We start from the raw sequence: 17,566 nt of genomic DNA, 5'->3' as shown, positions 1-17,566 counted from the left end.
CTCTCCCCTGCCTCCAGAGCGGCGACTGAGGTGGACTGAGCATCACGAAGGGCCCGGGCTGAGTGCCCGGGCCCCTCGCGATTGTTTCGATGCGGACTCGCCTGGCGGCTCGTCCTTACTCAACCTGAGTTTCTGTCGCTTTCAGCGGCAGAAACTCACTTCCCGTCCTTCTTGAACATGGCGGAGATCAGGTCCCTGTTGAGCGCCGAGATCGACTCCAGCGGGATGCCCTTGGGGCACACCGCGGCGCATTCGCCGATGTTGGTGCAGTTGCCGAAGCCCTCTTCGTCGTGCTGCGCCACCATGGACTTCACCCGGCGGTACCGCTCGGGCTGGCCCTGGGGCAGCATCGCCAGGTGCATGATCTTCGCCGCGGTGAAGAGCATGGCGGAGCTGTTGGGACAGGCCGCGACACACGCGCCACAACCGATGCAGGTGGCATTGTCGAAAGCCACGTCGGCCTCCCGCTTCGGGGCGGGAGTGGCGTGGGCGTCCGGCGCCGAGCCGGTGTTGGAGGAGATGAAACCGCCGGCCTGGATGATCCGGTCGAACGAGGTGCGGTCGACAGCGAGGTCCTTCAGCACCGGGAAGGCGCCCGCCCGCCACGGCTCGATGTCGATGGTGGCCCCATCGGCGAACGAGCGCATGTGCAACTGGCAGGTGGTGGTCCGGACACCCTCCGGGGCGCCGTGGGCGATGCCGTTGATGACGACGCCGCACATGCCGCAGATACCCTCGCGACAGTCGTGGTCGAAGGCCACCGGCTCCTCGTTGCGTTGGGTGAGGTTCTCGTTGAGCAGATCAAGCATCTCCAGGAAGGACATGTCGTCCGACACGCCGTCCAGGTCGTACTCGACCATCCGGCCGGCTGCACCCGGGCCGGCCTGACGCCAGATACGTAGCTTGAGCTTCACTTGTAACTCCGTTGCTTCAGTTCGATTGCCTTGTAGATCAGCGGCTCACGGTGCAGCACGGGCTTGCCGCCCTCGCCGCCCCATTCCCAGGCGCCGACGTAGAGGTACTCGTCGTCGTGACGCAGCGCCTCTCCCTCTTCGGTCTGAGACTCGCCGCGGAAGTGACCGCCACACGACTCACGCCGGTGCAGGGCGTCGACACACATGAGTTCGCCGAGCTCGAAGAAGTCCGCCACGCGACCCGCGCGCTCGAGGGCCTGGTTGAAGTCCTCGTTGACGCCGGTGACGCGCACGTTCTTCCAATAGTCGGCCTTGAGGTCCTGGATGAGGCCGATGGCCTTCTTCAGGCCCTCGTCGGTGCGGTACATGCCGCAGTACTCCCACATGATGTGGCCGAGTTCCTTGTGGTACGAGTCCACCGACCGGGTGCCCTGGATGGACAGCAGCGTGTCGATCCGTTCCTGGGCAGACTCCCGCGCCTCGACGACGGCGGGGTGATCATCGGCGACCTTGTCGAACGGTGCGTCGGCCAGGTAATCGTTGATCGTGTTCGGAAGGACGAAGTAGCCGTCGGCCAGGCCCTGCATGAGCGCCGAGGCACCCAGGCGGTTGGCGCCGTGGTCCGAGAAGTTGGCCTCACCGGTGACGTACAGGCCGGTGATGGACGACTGCAGATCGTAATCCACCCAGAGCCCGCCCATGGTGTAGTGCACGGCCGGATAGATGCGCATCGGCGTTTCGTAGGGATTTTCACCCGTGATCTGCGCGTACATGTCGAAGAGGTTGCCGTACTTGTTCTCCACCGTCTTCTGACCCATGCGGTTGATCGCATCGGAGAAGTCGAGGTAGACGCCGCGGCGGACCAAACGCTCGGTGCCGTGCTCGTCGCGCTCCGTGACGGCCGGGCCCACACCGCGACCCTCGTCGCACATGTTCTTGGCCTGCCGGGAAGCGATGTCGCGGGGAACCAGGTTGCCGAACGCCGGGTAGATCCGCTCCAGGTAGTAGTCGCGGTCCTCCTCGGCGATCTGCCGGGGATCCTTGGCGCAGTCCTCGGCCCGCTTCGGCACCCAGATGCGGCCGTCGTTGCGCAGCGACTCAGACATCAGCGTGAGCTTGGACTGGGTGTCGCCGTGCACCGGGATGCACGTTGGGTGGATCTGGGTGTAGCACGGGTTGGCGAAGTACGCGCCCTTGCGGTGCGCGCGCCAGGTGGCCGTCACGTTGCAGCCCATGGCGTTGGTGGAGAGGAAGAAGACGTTGCCGTAACCACCGGTGGCGAGCACCACCGCGTCGGCTGTCCAGGTCTCGACCTTGCCGTTGATCATGTTGCGCGTGACGATGCCGCGGGCACGACCGTCGACGACGATGATCTCCACCATCTCGTGGCGGGCGTACATCTTGACGGTGCCGGCCGCGATCTGGCGTTCCAGCTGCTGGTAGACACCGATGAGGAGCTGCTGACCCGTCTGCCCGCGGGCGTAGAAGGTGCGCTGCACCTGCACACCGCCGAACGAGCGGGTGTCCAGCAGGCCGCCGTACTCGCGGGCGAAGGGGACGCCCTGGGCGACGCACTGGTCGATGATGTTGGCCGAGACCTCAGCGAGCCGATACACGTTGGTTTCGCGGGCGCGGTAGTCGCCACCCTTGACCGTGTCGTAGAACAGGCGGTGCGTGGAGTCGTTGTCGTTGCGGTAGTTCTTGGCGGCGTTGATGCCACCTTGAGCCGCGATCGAGTGGGCGCGACGAGGGCTGTCCTGGTAACAGAAGTTGAGGACGTTGTAGCCCGCCTCGCCGAGCGTCGCGGCAGCAGCGCCGCCGGCAAGGCCGGTACCGACGATGATGACGCTGAGCTTGCGGCGGTTGGCCGGGTTCACCAGGCGGGCCTGGAACTGCCGGGTCTTCCACACCTTGTCGATGTCAACGCCGGTGGGCGCCTTCGTGTCTGCGATATCCGCGCCTTCGACCCAGTGCTGGGTGCTGACGGCAGGAGCGGTGGTGGTTGCGGTCATCAGATACCAACTCCAAAGAGAACGGCCAGAGGCATGATCATGAAGCCGACGAAGAGGACGACGGCCACGATCATGGCCAGGGCGTTGAGCACTGAACGGGTCTGGGCGCTGGTGTTGCCGCCCAGCGTCGTGAAGGCGCTCCAGAAGCCGTGGCGGATGTGCATGCAGATGAGCACCATGCACACCGCGTACAGCGCCACCATCCACCACTGCTCGAACGCTGCCAGCACCATGGTGTGCGGCTCGTCGGCGCTGCCGCCGAAGGATCCGGGCACGATCGTGAACTGGATGAGGTGGAAGATGAGGAACGCCGCGACGATGATCCCGCCCCAGCGCATGGTGCGCGAGGAGTAGGTCTGCACCTTCTTCTGGCTGTTGACGTACTTCGTGCCACGGTTGCGACGCGTTTCCATGGAGAGCGTGTAGGCGGACCAGATGTGAAGGATCACGGAGAGGACAAGGGCGGACCGGAAGATCCAGATGAACCATCCGGCCGGAAGGACGGGATAAAGGATTCCGCCGTCTTCGGTGGTCCCCTTCAGCCAGTGGGCATAGTGATCGAAGGCCTCGGGACCGAGGAACATCTTCAAATTGCCGTACATGTGCACGAGGAGGAAGGCGATCATGATCAAGCCGGTCACTGCCATGATGACCTTCTTGACGACCGTGCTTCGCAACGCCCGTTGATGAATGGTGAGTGTTGTTGCCACGGACCCCACTGTAGCCAAACCAGCAAGCCTGCGGGCATCGGGGTTCGGTTACCGAAGGCGCGATTAGCTAGGCCATTTACGTGCCGATTCGCTCACGAAATGTCGTCAGCGAGCAGGTCCGGACGGCGCTCGATCGTCCGCCGGACCGCCTGCTCACGTCGCCACTCCTCGATGAGGCCGTGATGGCCGCTCAGCAACACCGCCGGGACCGCACGATCCCGCCAGACGGGCGGCTTGGTGTAGTTGGGATACTCCAGCAGGCGCTGATGGCCATCCGAGTGTGACTCCTCCACCAGCGAGGCGGGGTTGCCCAGGACGCCGGGCAGCAGACGCACGACGGCCTCGACGATGGCCAGGGTGGCCACCTCTCCGCCGTTGAGGACGTAGTCGCCGAGCGAGACCTCCACCACGTCGTAGCGCTCCGCGCAGTGGTCGATCACCCGCTGGTCGATGCCCTCATAGCGACCGCACGCGAAGACGAGTCTCTCCCGTGACGCCAGCTCGTAGGCGGTGGCCTGCGTGAACGGGGTGCCGGCGGGCGTGGGCACCACCACCGTCATCGGCAGCGGCGACGCCACCTCAAGGGCGTCGAACGCCTCCCCCCACGGCTCGGGCTTCATCACCATGCCCGCACCCCCGCCGTAGGGGGTGTCGTCGGTGGTGTGATGACGGTCATGTGTCCACTGGCGGAGGTCGTGGACCGCCAGATCGACCAGACCTGAGCTGATGGCCTTGCCCACGAGACTCAGGCGGAGAGGCGCGAAGTACTCCGGGAAGATCGTGACGACGTCGAGCCTCATTCGATGTCCTCGAGGAGGCCGCCGACCTCCGCGAGCCGCACGTGACCGGCGGCGAGGTCCACCTCGGGCACCAGTGCGGCGACGAACGGGATCAGCCGCTCCCCGCCGTCGACGGCGACCTCCAGCACATCCTGCGCGGGGAGATGCAGCACATCGGTGACGCTGCCCACCTGGCTGCCGGTGTGGTCCAGGACTCTGAGCCCCACCAGGTGTCGGTCGAAGAACTCCTCGGGCTCGCTGGGGCGCTCCTCGGCAGGAACCCGCGTGGCCAGCACCTGCCCAGTGAGCGCCTCGACGGCCGTCCGGTCCGGGTACCCGGCGAAGGTCAGCATCAACCGTCCCCGGTTCCACCGCACCGTGGCGATCTCAACGCTGCGCCCCGTGTCCCCGAGGAGCAGTGTGGCGCCGGCCTTGAAACGTCGAACGGGCTCGTCGGTCCGCAGGTCGATGAACACCTCGCCGCCCAGGCCGTGCGCACGGCCGATCCTGCCGACGGTCACCTCCACCATGTCCTGCACGGGGGTTCTCCTTCACTCAGCCCGCCTCGTGCGGGGATGAAGATGCCCCGGACCCGTGGGGGGTGCCGGGGCATCGATTCACATGATGGTCAGGGCCGACGGGGTCGGTCCACGTCCACAAAGTCCACGCGGACGCTCTCCTTGCCGGCGAGCGCCGCGACCACGGTGCGCAGGGACTGCGCGGTGCGACCCTGGCGGCCGATCACCTTGCCGACGTCCTCAGGGTGCACCCGCACCTCCAGAAGGCGTCCGCGGCGCAGGTCCTTGTCCTTGACACTCACCTCGTCAGGATGCGAGACGATCCCCGCGACGAGGTGTTCAAGTGCCTCGGCGAGCACGCTCACGCCTCTTCGGCAGGAGCCTCGGCCTCGGCGGCCGGAGCGGCCTCAGCCTCGGCGGACGCGGCCTTCGCAGCGGCCTCGTCGGCCTTCTTCTTCGCCTTGGAGATGGCGGGTGAGGTGGCGCCGCTGTCCTCGGCCAGGGCCTTGGCGAACTCGGCCTCACGGTCCCGCCGCTCAGGCTGGGGATCGACACCGGACGGGGACTTATCGCCGGAGAACTGCTGCCAGTCTCCGGTGCGCTTGAACAGCGCGACGACGGCTTCCGTGGGCTGGGCGCCGACAGAGAGCCAGTACTGGGCACGCTCGGAGTCGACGCGGATCACGGACGGATCATTCTTCGGGTGGTACAGGCCGATCTCCTCGATGGCCTTACCCTCACGCTTGGCGCGCGAGTCGATGACGATGATGCGGTAGTGGGGCGAGCGAATCTTGCCGAGCCGCTTAAGGCGAATCTTGGTGGCCACGGGTGTGGGTTCTCCTGTTGATGAAAGCGTCTGCCAGCAGACGATGTGGATGGACGCCCTCGACGTGTGGGGCACGACGCGGACAAACCTAGGGGCCTCAACGCTCGGATGAGAGGGCCCGGGCAAAGAGGTGCACCCGACATTGTGCCAGATCAGCGCGCGACGACCAATCCTCGGCGCAGCCGGCACGTAGCATCGGAGCCGTGGACATCTCCGAATCCGACTTCGACGCGGTTGTCGAGGAGGCCCTTGACGCCCTCCCCGAGCAGCTGGTCACCGGCCTGGACAATCTCATCTTCGTAGTCGAGGACGAACCGGAGGACGGCTCCGACTCGCTGGGCTGGTACGAGGGAACCGCGCTGACTGAGCGCGACCAGTACGGCTACGGGCAGCTGCCGGACCGGATCGTCCTCTTCCGCGGACCCTTGAGCCGGATGTGCCGCACAGCCGACGAACTCTACGACGAAGTTTGGATCACCCTGGTGCACGAGCTGGGCCACTATCACGGCATCGACGAAGAGGCCCTGCACTCACTGGGCTGGGGCTGACCTAGCCGCAGTAGACCTCGAGGCTTCCCGCAAGCGCCAACGGCTGGGAGGGACGACAGAGAGCGGGGCTGAGCGCGGGCACGATGCCCTCCCCGGTCAGCACCGCCGGCGCAGCCCCGAACGGTCGCTCCACCCCGAGGAACACCTCCCACGAGCTCGGTTGCCGGACGGCCTCGACTCGGGTGTCCTCCGGATCCAGCCCCGCGGCCTCCGCGGCATGCCTGAAGAACTCGTCGCGTCCCAACACGCCGTCGATCAGCCCGTACTCCTGCGCGCGCTCCGAATCATAGAGGTGCGCCCCGATCTGATCGCGGATCGCGGACTCGGTGATGTCACGGTGCTGCGCGACGTGCGCCACGAAGGCGTCATACTCGGTGGCGAGGCCCGCCGTGTAGATGGCGCGCTCCTCGTCGGTCATCGGACGGAAGGGGTTGCCGAAGTCCTTGCCCTCCCCCTGCGACAGGTATTCACTGGTGATGCCTCCAGTGGTGGTCACACCGGACTCGAACAGGGTCCCGCTGGTGGCGATCACGTCCGTGTACTGGTCGAACGGGCCGAAGATGACCCCGATGGAGCCCACCAGCGCACCGTGATCGACGATGATCTCGTCGGCTGGCGCCGTCGCGTAGACCCCGCCCGAGGCCGAGATGGAACTCACATGGACCAGGACCTTCTGCCCGGTGCGCTCCTGGTATCTCACCACCGCGTCACTGACGGCGCGCGAGCCCGCGATACTCCCTCCCGGGGTGTTGACGAGCAGCACCACGCCGGCTGCGTCGTCGACCGTCAGCTCATCGAGCTGGGAAGCGATCTCGTAGCCGTACGATCCCGCGCTGAGCAGGGCACCATCCGACGCGTCGGCCATGATGGGCCCCGATACCGGGATGGCGCGGAGGCTCTGGCTCCCGTCGCCCCAGATGGTGGCCAGCTGGGTGGTGGCGACGCCGCTGGCGGTCGACACGAGGGTGAGGGAGCCGATGATCGTCATGGCGCCGAGCACCACGGCCATGAGCAGGGACGCCGCCCCGAGGCCCAGTCCGATGCCGGCTCCGATGCCGAACCCGCGCCCGAACCCGCTCGGCTGCTTCGGCGCGGGCGCAAATTGCGGACCGGCCGGCTGCCGCGGCGGCTGCGGCTCTGGCGGCTTGGGGGGCGATGCGGGCTGAGGCAGATCGGCTGAGCGCTGCTCCACGCTGGGCGGCGGGAACGACTGGCTGGGGTCGGACACTTGGGCCTCCTTCGGTCAGCCGCCAGACTACCCAGTCAGCCGACCATCCTGCCCCGCAGGATCAGCGCGAGAGGACGACGGAGGGTGGTGAGGTCCTCCCGTGGATCGGCGTCGAGCACGATGAGATCGGCGCTTGCCCCCGGCGTGAGGGTGTCGGCACCCAGCCATGCCCTGGCGCGCCAGCTGGCGGCACCGAGCGCGAATTCGGTGCCGCCGAGCTCGGCCAGCGCCTCCACCTCGTCGCGGATCCGGCCGTGCTCGACGACGGTGCCCGCGTCGGTTCCGGCGAACACCGAGACACCTGCCTCGATGGCCGCACCGATGGTCTGCTTGCGCCGGGCATAGAGGTCCATCATGTGCGTGTAGTAGCTGGGGAACTTCTCGCGGGCGGGGGTGGCGTATCGCGGGAAATTGTCCAGGTTGATCATCGTTGGCACCAGCGCCGTGCCCCGCTCCGCCATCTGCGCGATCCCCTCATCGGAGAGCCCGGTCCCGTGCTCGATGCAGTCGATGCCAGCCTCGACCAGCTCGTGGACCGACTGCTCGCCGAAGCAGTGTGCGGTGACGCGCGCGCCCTCCTCGTGCGCGGCCGCGATCGCCGCGGCCGCGACATCGGCCGGCCACAGGGGGGCCAGGTCGCCGACGGAGCGCTCGATCCAGTCCCCCACCAGCTTGACCCACCCGTCGCCGTCTCGCGCCTCATGGCGGACCTGCTCGACGAGCTGCTCCGGCTCGACCTCGACGCCGAGATAGCGGATGTAGCGCAGCGGCCTCGCCACGTGTCGCCCAGAACGGATCAGCCGCGGCAGTTCGGGGGCCTGCTGCATCCACCGAGTGTTCGACGGAGAGCCGGCGTCGCGGATGAGCATGGTGCCCGCCGCCAGGTCCGTCTCCGCCTGGCCCCGCGCCGTCTCCGCGCTGACGGCACCCTGGGGTCCCAGCCCGATGTGGCAGTGGGCGTCGACCAGCCCGGGGATCACCCAGGCGTCCGTGGCGACGGTGTCTGCCCCCGAGACCGGTTCGTGCGAGATCACGCCGTCGGCGATCCACGCCTCCCGCGGTTCTTCATCGGGGAGGAAGGTCCCTGTGAGATGGAGCGCTGCCCCCATGGTGACTCCTAGAACTTCGGCTTGTTCTCGTTGAACATCTTCTGCAGGTCCGGCGGCAACTGGAAGTCGTCGAGGGACTGCGGGATCTGCGGCTGCTGCGCGGGTTGTTGGCGCACGCCCTTGGGGCCCTTGCGCTGCTGCTTCCTCTGCTGCTGCTTCTTCTGCTGGGCCCGGCGTCCGCCCCCGATGGCGGGCGCCCCCGGCATGCCTCCCATCCCTGGCATGCCGCCGCCGGCCATGGCCTCCATCATCTTGCGGGCCTCGACGAAGCGGTTGACCAGCTTGTTGACCTCGGATACCTGGACCCCCGCACCTTTGGCGATGCGGGAGCGGCGCGAACCGTTGAGGATGGAGACGTCGTCGCGCTCCTTCGGCGTCATCGAGTAGATGATCGCCTCGATGCGGTCGATCTCCTTCTCGTCGATGTCGTTGATGGCCTCCTTGAACTGACCTGCGCCGGGCAGCATGCCGAGGATCTTCGACATGGGGCCCATCTTGCGCAGCTGCTGCATCTGCCCCAGGAAGTCCTGCAGGCCGAACTTGTTCCTGCCCATCAACTTCTCGGCCGCGGCGCGCGATTCCTCGGCGTCGAAGGTCTTCTCCGCCTGTTCGATCAGGGTGAGGACGTCGCCCATGCCGAGGATCCGAGAGGCCATCCGGTCCGGATGGAACCTGTCGAAGTCCGCCAGGCCCTCGCCGCTGGAGGCGAACATGACCGGCTTGCCGAGCACCCGCGCGATGGACAGGGCGGCGCCACCGCGGGCATCGCCGTCGAGCTTGGTGAGGACCACGCCATCCACGCCCACGCCCTCGTCGAAGGCCTTGGCGGTGTTGACGGCGTCCTGGCCGATCATGGCGTCGACCACGAACAGCGTCTCGTCCGGGTTGACCGCGGCCTTGATGTCGGCCGCCTGACGCATCAGCTCCTGGTCGATGCCGAGCCGGCCGGCGGTGTCGACGATCACCACGTCGTAGAGCTTCGCCTCTGCATGGACAATGGCACGCCGGGCCACGTCGACGGGGTCCCCCACGCCGTTGCCGGGCTCCGGCGCGAACACGTGGACCCCGGCGCGCTGACCCACGATCTGGAGCTGGTTGACCGCGTTGGGCCGCTGAAGATCCGCCGCCACGAGCAGCGGTGTGTGCTGCTCAGACTTCAACCACTTGGCCAGCTTGCCGGCCAGGGTTGTCTTGCCTGCTCCCTGGAGGCCGGCCAGCATGATCACCGTGGGCGGGCGCTTGGCGAACCTGAGTGCCCGCGCCTCGCCCCCGAGGATGCTGACGAGCTCCTCGTTGACGAACTTGATGATCTGCTGAGAAGGGTTCAGCGCCTTGGACAGCTCGGCCTCGAGGGAGCGCGTCTTGACCGCCGCGACGAACTCCTTGACGACCCCCAGGTTGACGTCTGCCTCGAGCAACGCGATGCGGATCTCGCGCATCGTGGCGTCGATGTCGGCCTCGGTGAGCCGCCCCTTGGAGCGCAACCCCTTGAATACCGACGACAGCCGGTCCTGCAGAGTGTCGAACACTGATCTGAGCCCTTCGAAGATGTGTGAACCGCACCAGGATAGGCGAGGCGGCCAGGTTCAGCGCGCCCGGCGCCCCAGGCACCCCCAGCCGGGACTTCCTGGCGCCGGACCGTTAGGCTCCCTTGAGGATCGCACCGGCACCGGCGAAAGGACCCCACGCATGAGGATCGGCATTCCCAATGAGTCCCCAGGGACGCGGGTGGCCGCGACACCGGTCACGGTGTCGGCTCTGCTGAAGCTCGGCTACGACGTGGCCGTGGAGACCGGGGCCGGCATGCTGGCCGCGCTGCCGGACAGCGCCTACGAGGAGGCCGGTGCGGCCGTCGTCGGCCCGGAGACAGCCTGGTCCTCGGACATTGTCGCCATGGTCGGCGAGCCGACGGCTGCCCAGTTGGAGCGGCTCCACCCCGGCCAGCTGCTGATCGGCTTCCTGCATCCGCGAACCGGCACAGACCTGGTGGAGGCACTGGCTGCCCGGGGCGTGACCGCCCTGTCGATGGACATGGTGCCGCGCATCTCCCGCGCGCAGTCGCTCGACGCGCTCAGCTCGATGGCCAACATCGCCGGCTACCGCGCAGTCATCGAGGCCGGTCACGAGTTCGGCCGCTTCTTCGCCGGACAGGTCACCGCCGCAGGCAAGGTCTCTCCGGCGAAGGTGTTCGTCATCGGTACCGGTGTCGCGGGCCTGGCGGCCATCGGGACCGCAGGTAACCTCGGCGCCGAGGTGACCGCCACCGATGTGCGGCCGGAGACCGCCGAGCAGGTGGAGTCCATGGGGGGCAGATTCCTGGCCGTCGCGGCGACAGATCAAGGCATCTCATCCGACGGATACGCGAAGGCCACCACTGCCGACTACGCCGCGCGCGCCGCGGAGCTGTACGCGACGCAGGCGCGGGACGTCGACGTCATCATCACCACCGCGGCCATCCCGGGGCGACCCTCACCCAAGCTGATCACCGCGGAGATGGTCGCCTCGATGCGCCCCGGAAGCGTGATCGTGGATCTGGCCGCCAGCGGCGGCGGAAACTGCGAGCTGACCCGGCCGGGTGAGTCCTACGTGACCGACGGCGGGGTCCACATCGTGGGGTACACAGACCTCGCGAGCCGGCTCCCGGGGCAGGCCTCGCAGCTCTACGGCACCAATGTCGTCAATCTCATGAAACTGCTCACCCCTGGCAAGGACGGCGTCGCCCAGCTGGACTTCGACGATGAGGTCCACCGCCAGATGACGGTGACGCGCGACGGGGAGGTCACGTTCCCGCCCCCGCCGATCGAAGTGTCGGTGGCACCGGTCAAGGCCGCCGGCGCGGTGGTCCCGGCTGCGCCCGCCGCTCCGCCCCCACCACCGGACCAGTGGTCCCGCTTCCGCGGCGTGCTGCTCGCGGTGGGGGTGTGGCTGCTTCTGACACTGATTCTCCCGGGCGGATTCCTGTCCAGCATTCTGGTGTTCGGCCTCGCCTGCGTGGTGGGCTACTACGTGATCTGGGGTGTACAGCCGGCGCTCTACACGCCACTGATGAGCGTGTCCAACGCAATTTCAGGCATCACGATCGTCGGCGCGATCACACAGCTGACCTCGGACCTGCTGCACGTCCAACTCCTCGCCTTCGTCGCCATCATCCTGGCCGGGATCAACTGTGTCGGCGGGTTCTCCATCACCCACCGCATGCTCGCCATGTTCCAGAGGAGCTGACCAAATGCTGTCCAACATCGTCTTCGGAAGCTACATCGCCGCCGCCCTCCTGTTCATCCTGGGGATCGTCGGGCTGGGCAAGCAGGAGACCGCGCGCAGCGGCAATGTCTACGGCATGGTCGGCATGACCCTCGCGGTGGTGGCCACGATCATCCACACATTCGCCCAGCGGTGGGACACCACCGGCTTCATCCTGCTTGCCGTGGGGCTCGTCATCGCCTTCGCCGTCGGGCTCATGTACTCGGCGCGCGTGGCCATGACGGGGCTGCCGGGCCTGGTCGCGCTGTTCAACGCATTCGGTGGGCAGGCCTCCGCCCTGGTCGGCATCAACGCCTCCCTCGGTGTGGACAACTATCCCGTCCTCACGGACCAGATCGTCCACGGCGTTGAGGTCTGGCTCGCGGTCTTCGTCGGCTCGCTCACCTTCTCCGGGTCGGTGGTCGCCTTCGGGAAGCTCGGCGGGAGGATCACCTCCAAACCGCTGACGGTGCCTGCCCGCGGCGTGGTCATGGCCATCCTGGGAGTAGGTCTCCTCGGATCGCTGGGATGGCACCTGGCCAGCCCCAATCTCTGGGCGCTGATCATCACCCACGTGCTTGGCTATGTGGTCGGGATCATCATGGTGATGGCCATCGGCGGTGCGGACATGCCCGTCGTGGTCAGCTTCCTCAACTCCTTCTCGGGTTGGGCCGGCGCTCTCTCAGGATTTGCGATCGGATCGGATCTACTGGTGGTCGCGGGGACCATCGTCGGCATGTCGGGCATCATCCTCTCGATCGTCATGGCTCGCGGCATGAACCGCTCGATCGCCAACGTCCTGCTGGGCGGCTTCGGCACCGCGGACTCCACCGGCACGCAGGTGGCGCTCCTGGACGCCGACGGCAACCCACGTCAAGCCATCAGCGCCGACGCGGAGGAGGTGGCCGGGTGGCTCCGCGACGCTGACTCCGTGGTCATCGCGCCTGGCTACGGCATGGCGGTCGCGCAGGCCCAGCACCCTGTCGCCGAGCTGACGCGGCGGCTGATCGCGCAGGGCAAGACAGTGCGCTTCGCGATCCATCCCGTTGCTGGGCGCCTGCCCGGCCACATGAACGTGCTCCTCGCCGAGGCCAGGGTTCCCTACGACATCGTCCTTGAAATGGACGAGATCAACGACGACTTCCCGCGCACGGACGTGGTACTGGTCATCGGCGCCAACGACACGGTCAACCCGGCAGCCATGGAGCCCGGGCTGCCCATCTCCGGCATGCCGGTCCTGCACGTGTGGGAGGCGCGGCAGGTGGTGGTGTTCAAGCGCTCCATGGGAGCCGGCTACTCCGGCGTGGAGAATCCGTTGTTCTTCAACGAGAACACGGCGATGCTGTTCGGGGATGCGAAGGGAAGCGCCGACGCTCTGGTTGCCGCGGTCGGGGCCGCGGTCTGACCCGGTCCGCCGAGGATCAACCGTCCCGCGGGAGCGCGACCTCGACCACCCAGGTGCCCGCATCTGCGGTGACGGCGAACCGGCCTCCCAGCAGGTCGACCCGCTCGCGGATCCCCGCCAGGCCATAGCCCAGCGAGAGCGGTGAGCTCCGACGCCGGGCCGGTAGCGCGTTCGCGATCCGCAGCGTCACCTCGTGGGTGCCGACGTCGAGCGTCAGGGTGCACGCCCCGTCGCGGCGACCGTAGCGCAGGATGTTGGTCACGCACTCCTGCATGACGCGGGTCAGGGTACGCAGGGTTGGTGCGGGCAGCTCATCCGAGAGCGGATCCACAGAGACGGAGACTCGGAATCCGTTGTCCCGCAGGGTCTCGGCTAGGAAGCCGACCACCGTGGTGGGGCGCACCAGGGCGATGCCGGTCTCTTCTCCCCCGGCCTCGGCCATGATGCTGCTCAGCAGCTCCATCTCCTCCTCCGCCCCCTTCGTCGACCGCTCCATCCGCGTCAGTGCAGTGCGGAGTTCATCGGGGTTGTCGCTCTCGCCGTAGGCCATGGACTGCAGCGTGGCCACCGAGAGGTGGTGCGCCACCACGTCGTGCAGCTCGCGCGCGAGCAGGTTTCGCTCCTCGTTGCGGATGCCCTCCGTGGTGCGTCGTAGCCCCGCCATCTCCTCGATCTGGGTGCGTCGCGTGATCAGGAAGTGGCGCGTGGCGATGAGGGTCGGTAGCACGAGAAGAATGACGGCAGCGACGATGGCCCGCTCGCGCATAGCCCCCACGTCGGCCACCGTCGCGATGACCAACGCTCCCGAGGCCACCAATCCCAGCGCGATGGCCGCCCGACGGTGAGTCACGTGGGCAGCGTGCCAGCAGGCCACCAGGAGAATGGCGGCAAGGGCCAGATCGTCGGAGTGCGCGGTGTAGAGCAAACCGACCGTGGCGGCCGCGGCGGGCAGCGCGCCCACGACGGGCCACCACAGCATCAGGCCGGCGGCGATGAAGCCGGCCACCTCCCAGAGGGCGTCCCACCTGACCTCTCCGGCAGCGAAGGCCTCGGCGAGTCCCGCACCCGCCCTCAAGCCGCCGATGGTCAACGCCATCGTGAGGAGACCACGCGCGGCCGCCGCGGTCACCAGACGCCGCCACACTGTCAACGCCACGTCGCCCCCCCTCCCCGCGGGGGGATCGACGGCTGGGGGGAGTTCGAGGTGGAGGTGCCGCACACCACCCTGCGCCTCATTCCTCAGGCTCCCGCCCAGCGTCTCGGCCCGTTGGCGGAGCCGGTCCATCCGACCCTCATGGCCTCCCAGGGAGCCGGGGGCATCCGGGTACAGGGCCTCGAGACTCATCCAACCTCGTCGTCGCTCAACCTTCACCGTCACCTCCGCGCCGGCGACGCCGCCCGCGACGACGTCGTCCGCGATCTCGTCCATCACCCTGATCACGGTGGACTGGGTGACTCGAGTGGCCAGGTCCGCCTCCGCGGGTACCTCGATGATGACGCGGACGCCGCGCGCCTCCAGCCGCTCGCGGAGCCGGGACACCGCGGTGGTGACGGCGGGACGGGCGATCGCCTCGTCGTGACCGTCTGTGGTCGGATCCTCCCGCAACATCCCTACGAGTGCACGAACCTCCACCAACGCCCCCAGGCAGGCCGCGTTCACCCGGGCGATGGCCGTGCGCATCTGGTCGGGATCAGTGAGTCGCGATGCCGCGGCGAGGATGCCGCTGCTGTCCGCCAGCCGTGCCGACACCAGGGTCCGCAGCTCGGCCGCGAGCCGGGCCCGCTCTTCGCCACGGATCCGCCTGGCGTCCTCCCCCATCACCTGCACGCGGCCCTGCCCACGGCGCCTGGCGATCAACATGGCCCGAAGGATCAGCCCAGCCGTGAGGCTGGGGATCAGGAGGGTGAGGTAGGCGGTGGCCACCTCCCACCCTCCCGCCTGGAGGCTCCGGGCTGCCGCGTAGCCGAGAAAGAGCGTGACCACGGCGGTTACCGAGCGCGGACGTGCAAACACCGCGAAGGCAGCGGGAACCAGAAGGTGGACTAGGATGTCGGCGTCCATCGTGCCGAACCACAGCGTCAGACCCATCGGCACCATCGCGACCACCAGCCCGGCGCGCGGGCGCCACAGCACCAGGACGCACGCGAGGCCCTCCGCGATCTGCGCAATCGTAGAGACAGCGCTGTGCCAGCCCAGTCTCTGCCAGGCCAGGAGGGTGCTGAACGACCCGTACAACACCATCGCGGCCACTATGTATCTGGCGACATTGAGGACCCCCCCAGGGGGGTCGGTGGAACGACTCACGTGGCAGACCGCTCCATCAGACTCGGGATGCGCTCGATCGTACCGGCAGGCTGGCTGCGGGGATCAGCGCGACATCAATGGGGCGGTTCAGTGGCGGCAGATGGCCCAGTTCGGGAAGATCTGGCAGAAGAACTGCGGGCTGACCGTGCTGCTGGATCCTGCCACGGGCTGAGGCGCCGGAGCTGGTTTGGGGGCGGCCATGGCGGTGGGGGCGATCGCGACGGTCAGGATCAGACCGGCGATGAGTGGGCGGAGCTTCATGGGAATGTCCTTTGCGCTGAAGAACGTCATGTTCCCCCATAGTCAACCGTCCTCTCGCCAATTCCAACACTGACTAATGGCCAGAGTTCACTATCGGCCGTCCCCGAGGGGAATGGAGCGGCCACACCCCGTTAGGGTAAGGCAATGAACATTGTGCGCCGCATCCTGGTGGTGGATGACGACCCTATGGTCCGCGAGGCCTACCGGACCTTCTTCTCACGCCACAGCGACTACGAGGTGGTGGGTGAGGCGCGCGATGGCAAAGAGGCCGTGACGGCCTACCGGCGCCTCCGCCCCTCCGTCGTCCTGATGGATCTGCAGATGCCCGAGAAGTCCGGGGTGGAGGCCACCCGCGACATCTGCCGCGAATGGCCCAAGGCCTGCATCGTCGCGCTGACCACGTTCGGGACGCGGGAGTACATCGTGGCCGCGCTGCGGGCCGGTGCCTCCGGCTACCTCCTCAAGGACGCCGGCGGGCCAGCCCTCCTGACCGGCATCGATCAGGCCATCGACGGAGACATGCCTCTCTCCGCCGCCGTGCGCAAGGAACTCGTCTCCAACGTGAAGGACGCGCCGGAGGCGCCCTCCGTCCCAGCCGACCCGGGGCTGGCCCCCCGTGAGAGAGAACTCCTCCGATGGCTCGCCCAAGGACTGACGAACCAGCAGATCGGGACGAAGATGTTCGTCTCAGAGGGAACGATCAAGCAGTATCTGTCTCACATCGGCGACAAGATGGGGCTCAAGTCCCGCACCCAGATCCTGGTGCGGGCCATCCAGCTCGGCGTGGTGGACCTCGCGGAGTTGGACCCGCCCTCGGTCAGGTGATCCCACCCCTGGCGAGAGTGCCGACGGTGGGCACATTCATCCCGGACCTCTCCAGGAGTGCGCGCTCCAGCGTGGCATCTTCTTCGACCAACTCCAGGATGCCGAAGTTGACCGCAGCCTCTGCGACCCGGGCGATCGGTAGCCCGTGAACGAGCAGCAAGACGCCCTGATCTGAGATGCGGGGTGTCACCCGCGCACCCATGCCAAGAAGGAGGTCGTACAGCTCGGCCTGGCGCTGCGCCCGGACCCGAACCGCCGGGCCACCACTGCTGATGATGAACTCGTCCACCGACGTGGCGGCCATCAGCCGCCCGTTGCCCAGCACGAGCAAGTTGTCGGCCACCTGGGCCATCTCGGCCAGCGAGTGGCCGGTCACGAGTACTGCCTTCCCTTGCGCGGCGAGCCGCCTGAGCGACTGCCTCATCCAGCGGGCATCCTCCTGTCCCAAGCCTGCGAACGGCTCGTCGAACAGGTAATGATCCGGATCAGCGAGCGCAGCCTCAGCCATGCCGGCCCTCCTCCTCAGGCCGGCGGGGACCGGGCCGTCTGCCTGCCGACGACGGAATCTTCCGATCCATCCGTGGCTCAGCCACTTACCGCCGAGCATGGCGACCACTGAGTTGTCTGGGCGCTCCAGCTGCGAGTAGGGGCGCCCGTTGATCAGTGCAGATCCGGATGTGGGGCGCTCCAGGCCCAGGATCATTCGCAGGGTGGTGGTCTTGCCCGCGCCGTCAGGGCCGAGCAGACCAGTGACCACTCCGGGATCAACCCTGAAGCTGAGATCGTCGACCACGGTCCTGCGACCAAAGGTCTTCGTCAGGTGGCTCGCTTCGATCATGTGATGATCGTTGCCGATCCCAGATGTCTGGGCTATTGACCAACGTTA

General features: G+C 67.5%; 17 protein-coding genes. 4 read left to right on the top strand and 13 right to left on the bottom strand.

Annotation, left to right across the window (positions count from 1 at the left end; genetic code table 11):
* Positions 1-155: 155 nt before the first annotated feature.
* The 7 genes from H5398_RS06475 to rpsP form a co-directional block, all read right to left on the bottom strand.
* Entirely contained in the window at positions 156-914 is a 759-nt protein-coding gene (locus H5398_RS06475) for a succinate dehydrogenase/fumarate reductase iron-sulfur subunit (protein ID WP_182783755.1), read from the bottom strand.
* Entirely contained in the window at positions 911-2,926 is a 2,016-nt protein-coding gene (locus H5398_RS06470; protein WP_182799433.1) for a fumarate reductase/succinate dehydrogenase flavoprotein subunit, read from the bottom strand. The genes H5398_RS06475 and H5398_RS06470 overlap by 4 nt, the downstream gene beginning before the upstream one ends.
* Positions 2,926-3,573, bottom strand: coding sequence for a succinate dehydrogenase cytochrome b subunit (locus H5398_RS06465; protein WP_370586086.1), 648 nt, complete (start codon positions 3,571-3,573; stop codon positions 2,926-2,928). The genes H5398_RS06470 and H5398_RS06465 overlap by 1 nt, the downstream gene beginning before the upstream one ends.
* Positions 3,574-3,728: 155 nt before the next feature.
* Positions 3,729-4,436, bottom strand: a complete 708-nt coding sequence (gene trmD / locus H5398_RS06460) for a tRNA (guanosine(37)-N1)-methyltransferase TrmD (RefSeq protein WP_182799432.1) — start codon at positions 4,434-4,436, stop codon at positions 3,729-3,731.
* Positions 4,433-4,945 carry a ribosome maturation factor RimM gene (gene rimM, locus H5398_RS06455; protein ID WP_182799559.1) on the bottom strand — a complete coding sequence of 171 codons (513 nt, stop codon included), beginning with the start codon at positions 4,943-4,945 and terminating at the stop codon, positions 4,433-4,435. Before rimM ends, trmD begins: the two co-directional genes overlap by 4 nt.
* Positions 4,946-5,043: 98 nt before the next feature.
* Positions 5,044-5,292, bottom strand: coding sequence for an RNA-binding protein (locus tag H5398_RS06450; protein ID WP_182783749.1), 249 nt, complete (start codon positions 5,290-5,292; stop codon positions 5,044-5,046).
* Between the two features lie 2 nt (positions 5,293-5,294).
* Positions 5,295-5,759, bottom strand: coding sequence for a 30S ribosomal protein S16 (gene rpsP, locus H5398_RS06445; protein WP_182783747.1), 465 nt, complete (start codon positions 5,757-5,759; stop codon positions 5,295-5,297).
* Positions 5,760-5,962: 203 nt separating this feature from the next.
* On the opposite strand from rpsP, the gene H5398_RS06440 reads away from it, so the two are divergent.
* A complete protein-coding gene (locus tag H5398_RS06440; RefSeq protein ID WP_182799431.1) occupies positions 5,963-6,307 on the top strand; it encodes a metallopeptidase family protein in 345 nt (114 codons plus the stop codon).
* 1 nt (position 6,308) lies between these two features.
* On the opposite strand, the gene H5398_RS06435 is transcribed toward H5398_RS06440, so the two are convergent.
* Genes H5398_RS06435 through ffh form a run of 3 tightly spaced genes read right to left on the bottom strand, consistent with a single transcriptional unit; the run spans position 6,309 to position 10,173 of the window.
* Positions 6,309-7,535, bottom strand: coding sequence for a S49 family peptidase (locus H5398_RS06435; protein WP_182799430.1), 1,227 nt, complete (start codon positions 7,533-7,535; stop codon positions 6,309-6,311).
* Between the two features lie 35 nt (positions 7,536-7,570).
* On the bottom strand, positions 7,571-8,644 hold the full coding sequence (locus H5398_RS06430) for an amidohydrolase family protein (RefSeq protein WP_182799429.1): 1,074 nt from the start codon (positions 8,642-8,644) through the stop codon (positions 7,571-7,573).
* Positions 8,645-8,652: 8 nt separating this feature from the next.
* On the bottom strand, positions 8,653-10,173 hold the full coding sequence (ffh, locus tag H5398_RS06425; RefSeq protein ID WP_182799428.1) for a signal recognition particle protein: 1,521 nt from the start codon (positions 10,171-10,173) through the stop codon (positions 8,653-8,655).
* A 160-nt stretch (positions 10,174-10,333) separates the two neighbouring features.
* Between ffh and H5398_RS06420 the strand changes: the two genes are divergently transcribed.
* Together H5398_RS06420 and H5398_RS06415 are read left to right on the top strand one after the other, a co-directional pair.
* A complete protein-coding gene (locus H5398_RS06420) occupies positions 10,334-11,866 on the top strand; it encodes a Re/Si-specific NAD(P)(+) transhydrogenase subunit alpha (protein WP_182799427.1) in 1,533 nt (510 codons plus the stop codon).
* Between the two features lie 4 nt (positions 11,867-11,870).
* Positions 11,871-13,289, top strand: coding sequence for an NAD(P)(+) transhydrogenase (Re/Si-specific) subunit beta (locus tag H5398_RS06415; RefSeq protein ID WP_182799426.1), 1,419 nt, complete (start codon positions 11,871-11,873; stop codon positions 13,287-13,289).
* A gap of 16 nt (positions 13,290-13,305) precedes the next feature.
* Here the strand turns inward: H5398_RS06415 and H5398_RS06410 are convergent, their stop codons facing one another.
* Both H5398_RS06410 and H5398_RS06405 read right to left on the bottom strand, forming a co-directional pair.
* Positions 13,306-15,531, bottom strand: a complete 2,226-nt coding sequence (locus tag H5398_RS06410) for a histidine kinase (protein ID WP_182799425.1) — start codon at positions 15,529-15,531, stop codon at positions 13,306-13,308.
* Positions 15,532-15,681: 150 nt separating this feature from the next.
* Positions 15,682-15,855, bottom strand: a complete 174-nt coding sequence (locus H5398_RS06405; RefSeq protein WP_182799424.1) for a hypothetical protein — start codon at positions 15,853-15,855, stop codon at positions 15,682-15,684.
* A gap of 144 nt (positions 15,856-15,999) precedes the next feature.
* Here H5398_RS06405 and H5398_RS06400 point away from each other — a divergent pair, with 144 nt between their 5' ends.
* Positions 16,000-16,680: a response regulator transcription factor gene (locus H5398_RS06400; RefSeq protein WP_182799423.1), complete on the top strand. Its 681-nt coding sequence runs from the start codon at positions 16,000-16,002 to the stop codon at positions 16,678-16,680.
* On the opposite strand, the gene H5398_RS06395 is transcribed toward H5398_RS06400, so the two are convergent.
* Complete coding sequence (locus tag H5398_RS06395; protein ID WP_182799422.1) at positions 16,673-17,518, bottom strand: ATP-binding cassette domain-containing protein; 846 nt, start codon at positions 17,516-17,518, stop codon at positions 16,673-16,675. The two genes, H5398_RS06400 and H5398_RS06395, sit on opposite strands and share 8 nt — an antisense overlap.
* Positions 17,519-17,566 lie beyond the last annotated feature (48 nt).

The sequence above is a fragment of the Tessaracoccus sp. MC1679 genome (assembly GCF_014164775.1).
Classification (GTDB): Bacteria; Actinomycetota; Actinomycetes; order Propionibacteriales; family Propionibacteriaceae; genus Arachnia.
This window is presented reverse-complemented; position numbering and strand designations above follow the sequence as displayed.